Raw genomic sequence first — 5,872 nt, 5'->3', positions numbered from 1 at the left:
CCGGGCCGCCCCGCCCGCCCCCGCGCCGCTCGCGCCCGCGGAAGAACCCGCCGCCAACTGGCTCTGGATCGCCGCCACCGCCGGCGCGGCCCTGCTGATCGGTGCTTTCCTCCTGCTCCGCCGCGGCAAGCCGGAAGAGCTTGAGGAGCCTTTCCCAGAAACCGAACCCGCGCCATCGCCGCCGGCACCCCGCCCGGCGCAGCCCCAACCGGCCCCCGTCCCGCCTCCCGCCCCCGACAAGCCCGAACCCGCGCCCGCCACCACCGACCGCCCGTGGCTCGACCTTGGGATGGAAGTGCAGGCCGCCCGCCTGACGCTGATGGGCGCGACGATCGGCTATACGCTGACACTCCGCAATCGCGGCGCCCGCATGGCGCAAGACATCCTCGTCCGCAGCCTGATCGCCAATGCCGAGGCCGGGCAACAGGCGCTGTTCCAGCAATTTTTCGCGGGCAGAACCGGCTTGCCCGTCCATTCCATCGTCTCGATCGCGCCGGGCGAAACCCAGAAGCTCACTGGCGAAATGCGCCTCAATGCGCAGGAAATCGCAGCGATCCAGATGGGCCAGCGCGCCCTGCTGATCCCGCTCATCGCCTTCGACGCGCAATATCGCTGGACGGACGAAACCGGCGAAACGCAAGGCACCGGCCGCACCGGCAACGCCTTCATCGTGGGCGAGGAACAATCGCCCCCGGTCGAGCGCCTCGCCCCCTTCCGCCTCGACCTCGGCCCGCGCCAATATCGCACGCCCGGCAGCCGCGCGACCGCGCTCGCCCTTTCCAGCTGAGGCCAATCGGCCCTTTCCACCTTTGTCCGGCGCTCCTAAAAAGGGAACAAGGACAAAGGACAAGAGGCCCATGGACATATTGGTATCGACCGACTGGCTTGCCGCCGAACTGGGCAAGAACGACCTCAGGATCGTCGACGCCAGCCTCTTCCTCCCCGGCACGCCGCGCGATCCGGAGGCGGAGTTCGAAGCCGCCCATATCACCGGCGCCGCCTTTCTCGACCTGCCCACGCTGGCCGACCCCGACGACCCGCGCCCCGGCATGCTGCCGACCGACGCCTTCATGACCGAGCGCTGCCAACAGCTCGGCATCGACGCCGACAGCCGCGTCATCGTCTATGACAACAGCCCCACCCACAGCGCCGCGCGCGGCTGGTGGATGATGCGCCTGTACGGCGTGGGCCAAGGGGCCGCGATCCTCGACGGTGGCCTTCCCAAATGGCTGGCGGAAGGGCGCCCGACAGAAAGCGGCATGCCCACCCTTCCGCGCGGCAACGCCGTCGCCCACCGCGCCCCGGCACAGGTCCGCACCCGGGATGATCTGCTCGCCAATCTCGACAGCCGGGCCGAACAGGTGCTGGACGCCAGAGGTGCCGCCCGCTTCACCGGCGAGGAGAAAGAGCCCCGGCCCGGCATGACGTCGGGCCACATCCCGCACAGCCGCAACATCCCCTCCTCCTGCCTCTTCAATCCCGACAACAGCATGAAGCAGGGCGAGGAACTGCGCCGCCTCTTCCTCGACGCGGGCACGGATTTCGCGCGCCCGCTCATCACCAGCTGCGGCAGCGGCGTGACAGCGGCGATCCTGCTCGCGGCCCTCGAACTGCTCGGCAAGACCGATATCACCCTCTATGACGGCAGCTGGTCCGAATGGGGCCTCGACCCCGCCACCCCGAAAGCGACGGGCGCCGCATGAGCAAGGACCGCAAACCCCGCATTCGCCCCCTCACCCACCTCGCGCAGGCTGGCCGCAAGCCAGAATGGACCGGCATGCCCGGCCAGCCCGGCGGCATCGTCAGCCCCCCGGTCTGGCGCGCCTCGACCATCCTCTATGACGACGTCGCGCATCTGCGCAGCGCCGCCGGCCGCAGCACCCACGAACGCCTCTTCTATGGCCGCAAGGGCACGCCCACCGCATGGAGCCTGGCCGACGCCCTCACCGAAATGGAACCGGGCGCCGAAGGCACGATGCTCTACCCCTCTGGCGTCGCCGCGATCGCCTGCGCGCTGATGGCGGTGCTCAGGCCCGGCGACCAGTTGCTCATGGTCGACAGCGCCTATGACCCGACCCGCAATTTCTGCGAACAGATGCTGCGCCCCCTGGGCATCGAGACGCTTTATTACGACCCGACCATCGGCGCCGATATCGCGGACCTGATCACCGACGCCACCCGCGCCATCTTCCTGGAAAGCCCCGGCAGCCTGACCTTCGAGGTGCAGGACGTTCCCGCCATCACCGCCATCGCCCGCGAAAAGGGCATAGCGACCCTGCTCGACAACACATGGGCCACGCCCTGGTTCTTCCCGGCGCTGGCCCATGGCGTCGACATCAGCATCCTCGCCTGCACCAAATATATCGTCGGCCATAGCGACGTGATGATGGGATCGGTGACGGCGACCCCCGCCCTCTTCCCGAAGATCCGCCAGACCGCCTATCTGTTCGGCCAGATGACCAGCCCCGACGACGCCTGGCTCGCATCCCGCGGCCTGCGCACGCTGGGCGTCCGCCTGAACCAGCATCAGGCCAGCGCGCTCCGCATTGCGCAGTGGCTGGCCGAACAACCCGACGTCGCCCGCGTCCTCCACCCGGCCCTGCCCTCCTGCCCCGGCCATGCGCTGTGGCAACGCGATTTCACCGGCTCCAGCGGCCTCTTCAGCTTCATCCTCAAGGGCGGCGATGAAAAGGCCCGCGCGGCGCTCATCGACGGCCTCGCCCATTTCGGCATCGGCTATAGCTGGGGCGGCTTCGAAAGCCTCGCCCTCCCTGTCGACCCCGCCCGCTACCGCACCGCCACCCGCTGGCAGGCCGAAGGCCCCGCCGTCCGCCTGCAAATCGGGCTGGAGGACCCGGAAGACCTGATCGCCGATCTCGACGCCGGCCTCGCCCGCTTTCGGGCCGCGCGCGGATGATGCCCGGCCTGCCCGCGCTGCTCGCCCGGCTGCCCGGCGATCCCGCGGTCATTCATCCGCTGATCGCGGCGGCGCTGGCCGTCACCCTCTATCTCGTGGCCGGCGCCCTTGCCCGCTTCGCTTCGCCGCGCCTTCGCCGCCGCTTCCGCGCATTGGGCGAGGCACTGGCGGGGCATTTGCGTCCGATCCTGCACCATGTCATCGCGGCCGCCGCCATGGCCATCGCCGTCGCCTTCTGGCCGATCGGGGATTTCGCGCATCTGATTCTGAGCGCCGCGCTCGCCCTGTCCCTGTCGCTGCTGGCCGTCCACACATTGCGCAGCCTCGCCATTCCGCGCCTTGCCGTCCTGCCCATCGCCCTGCTGCTCTTCGTCATGGTGCTGTCGGGCAGCAGCGGCGGCTTCGCTCCGGTGGCCGACATGCTGGACGGCGTGGGCATCGGCCTTGGCCAGCGGCGCGTGACCCTGCTCGGGCTGGTCAGCATGGCCGCCACCTGCGTCGCCCTCTTCGCCCTGGTGCGCCTTGCCAACCGCATCCTCGGGCGCAGCATCACCCGCGCCCATGGCCTGGACGCCACGCAGAAGCTGCTGGCCCAGAAACTGGCCGCCATCGCCGTGGTCGTCGCTGCCTTCTTCATCGGCGTCGACCTGCTCGGCATCGACCTCACCGCCTTCACGGTCTTCTCCGGCGCGCTGGGACTGGCGGTCGGCTTCGGCCTGCAAAAGACCTTCGGCAACCTCATCGCCGGGATCATCCTGCTGATGGACCGATCGATCAAGCCGGGCGACGTCATCGTCGTGGGCGACAGCTTCGGCTGGGTGAACAAGATCGGCGTCCGCGCCGTCTCCGTCATCACCCGCGACGGCAAGGAGCATCTGATCCCGAACGAGAACCTCATGACGCAGGAGGTGGAGAACTGGTCCTATTCCGACCGCAACGTCCGCGTCCGCATTCCCGTCGGCGTCGGCTATGACAGCGACCTGAAACTCGCGCAGGACCTGATGCTCCGCGCCGCGCAGGAAAGCCCCCGCGTGCTGCGCAATCCCAAGCCCAATGTCTGGCTCACCGCCTTTGGCGAGAACCGCGTCGAACATGACATTTTGGTGTGGATCAGCGATCCGGAAGGCGGCGTCGGCAGTGTGAAGTCGGATGTCCTGAACCGGCTGTGGCTGCTGTTCCGCGACAATGGCATCACCATTCCTTATCCGCAGCGCGTCATTCATGCGCCCCGCGCCGGGTCTTCCCGTCCCTGAAATCCCCCGCAATTACGGCAAAAAACGTGCGTATGGCGGCACCCCGCCACAATCATGCCTGATTTTGTTGCAGGCTGGCAACATTGTGGAAGCAAACGACACGGCGCGGCAATAAAATCTTGTGCGCCGCAACGCAGGCGGGCATCCCCTCCTCCGTTGAGGCAACCCGGTCCATCCCGTGCAGGGCGACAAGAGACTTGGGACCATGACGCAGGCGGGACGATCGCAGAAAACCATCAAGGGGAAACCATATGCGTAAGTCCATTCTCGGCCTCTCGGCCCCCGTTCTCGCAGCCGCTCTTGCCGCCGCCGTATCGGCACCGGCCTTCGCCCAGGACGAGCCCACTCCGGCGCTCACCGTCACCGGCAACGCGGCGGTCGTCACCGACTATCGCTTCCGCGGCATTTCGCAGACCGACAAGCGCTTCGCTCTTCAGGGCGGCATCACCGTGACCCATGAATCGGGCTTCTACGTCTCGACCTGGGGCAGCTCGATCGACGACTATGTCGCTGCCGGCAGCGACCAGGAACTCGATCTGATCGCCGGCTATTCGAAGACGATCGGCGCGGCCACCGTCGACGTCGGCGTGCTGTATTACTACTATCCGGGTTCGGGCGGCGCCAACACCGACTTCGTCGAGCCCTATGCCTCGATCAAGGGCACTTTCGGCCCGGCAACCGCCAAGCTGAGCGCTGCCTATGCGCCCAAGTCGCGCGCCCTGTCGGTCGACGGCGGCCTGACCAAGGAAGACAATCTCTATGTCGCCGGCGACCTGTCGGCCAGCATCCCCAACACCCCGCTGGGCGTGTCGGCGCATCTGGGCCACAGCTTCGGTCCCAGCTACCTGACCATCGGCAAGGAATATACCGACTGGAACATCGGCGCGACCTACACCTGGAGCCACCTGACCTTCGGCGTCTCCTATGTCGACACCGACAAGTCGCTCTACAGCCCCAGCGGCCGCAACATCAGCAAGGCGGGCGTGGTCGGTTCGATCACCGCATCCTTCTGATCGGCTGAAAAAGTCACGAAGGGGGCCGCGATCCGCAAGGGTCGCGGCCTTTTTCCTGTCCCTTGCGGGTCGCCTGCGCGACAGGGACATTCTATAAGGGGCCAATGACCGCCCTGCCGCCAATCCTGATCTTCCTCGCCACCGTCGCCGCGATGGAGGGTTTCGCCTATGTCATGCACCGCTGGGTGATGCATGGGCCGGGCTGGTTCCTGCATGCCAGCCACCATCTGCCCCGCACCGGCTCATGGGAAGCGAACGACCTTTATTTCGTGATCTTCGCCCTGCCTTCCATCCTGCTGCTGCTGGGCGGGGTGCAATGGCATTGGGGCAGCTGGGCCACGGCCATGGGCGCAGGGATCGCGGCTTATGGCGCCATCTATCTCGGCTTCCACGACATCATCGTCCACCGCCGGATCGCCCACCGCCATGTCCCCCGCTCAACCTATATGAAACGCATCGTCCAGGCCCACCGCCTGCACCATGCGGTGGAAACGAAGGCTGGCTGCGTCAGCTTCGGCTTTCTCATCGCCCCCCGCCCGGCAACCCTGAAACGCGCCCTCAACCGCACGCCCCGCCCCACCAAAGAGGCACAGGAAAAGACCGCCTGAAAGACCGGAACGGGTGGAAGGCGGACGGTCGGCTTATCCGTCATCCCCGCGAAAGCGGGGACCCATCTCCTGAGCGAACTG

5 protein-coding genes and 1 pseudogene are annotated in these 5,872 nt (G+C 67.3%); all 6 read left to right on the top strand.

Annotated elements, in window-relative coordinates; genetic code table 11:
• Positions 1-787, top strand: a pseudogene (locus tag RUH75_RS23020) (hypothetical protein); the annotation flags it as partial.
• Positions 788-857: 70 nt separating this feature from the next.
• Positions 858-1,703, top strand: coding sequence for a sulfurtransferase (locus tag RUH75_RS23015; RefSeq protein ID WP_313809540.1), 846 nt, complete (start codon positions 858-860; stop codon positions 1,701-1,703).
• Entirely contained in the window at positions 1,700-2,917 is a 1,218-nt protein-coding gene (gene metC / locus RUH75_RS23010; protein WP_313809539.1) for a cystathionine beta-lyase, read from the top strand. Before RUH75_RS23015 ends, metC begins: the two co-directional genes overlap by 4 nt.
• Entirely contained in the window at positions 2,914-4,170 is a 1,257-nt protein-coding gene (locus RUH75_RS23005) for a mechanosensitive ion channel family protein (RefSeq protein WP_313809538.1), read from the top strand. Before metC ends, RUH75_RS23005 begins: the two co-directional genes overlap by 4 nt.
• A 251-nt stretch (positions 4,171-4,421) precedes the next feature.
• Positions 4,422-5,183, top strand: coding sequence for a TorF family putative porin (locus RUH75_RS23000; RefSeq protein WP_313809537.1), 762 nt, complete (start codon positions 4,422-4,424; stop codon positions 5,181-5,183).
• A gap of 104 nt (positions 5,184-5,287) precedes the next feature.
• Positions 5,288-5,791, top strand: a complete 504-nt coding sequence (locus RUH75_RS22995) for a beta-carotene hydroxylase (RefSeq protein ID WP_313809536.1) — start codon at positions 5,288-5,290, stop codon at positions 5,789-5,791.
• Positions 5,792-5,872: the final 81 nt, after the last annotated feature.

The sequence above is a fragment of the Sphingobium sp. genome (assembly GCF_032153725.1).
Classification (GTDB): Bacteria; Pseudomonadota; Alphaproteobacteria; order Sphingomonadales; family Sphingomonadaceae; genus Sphingobium.
The sequence above is the reverse complement of the archived record's forward strand: the minus strand, read 5'-3'. Positions and strand labels throughout refer to the sequence as shown.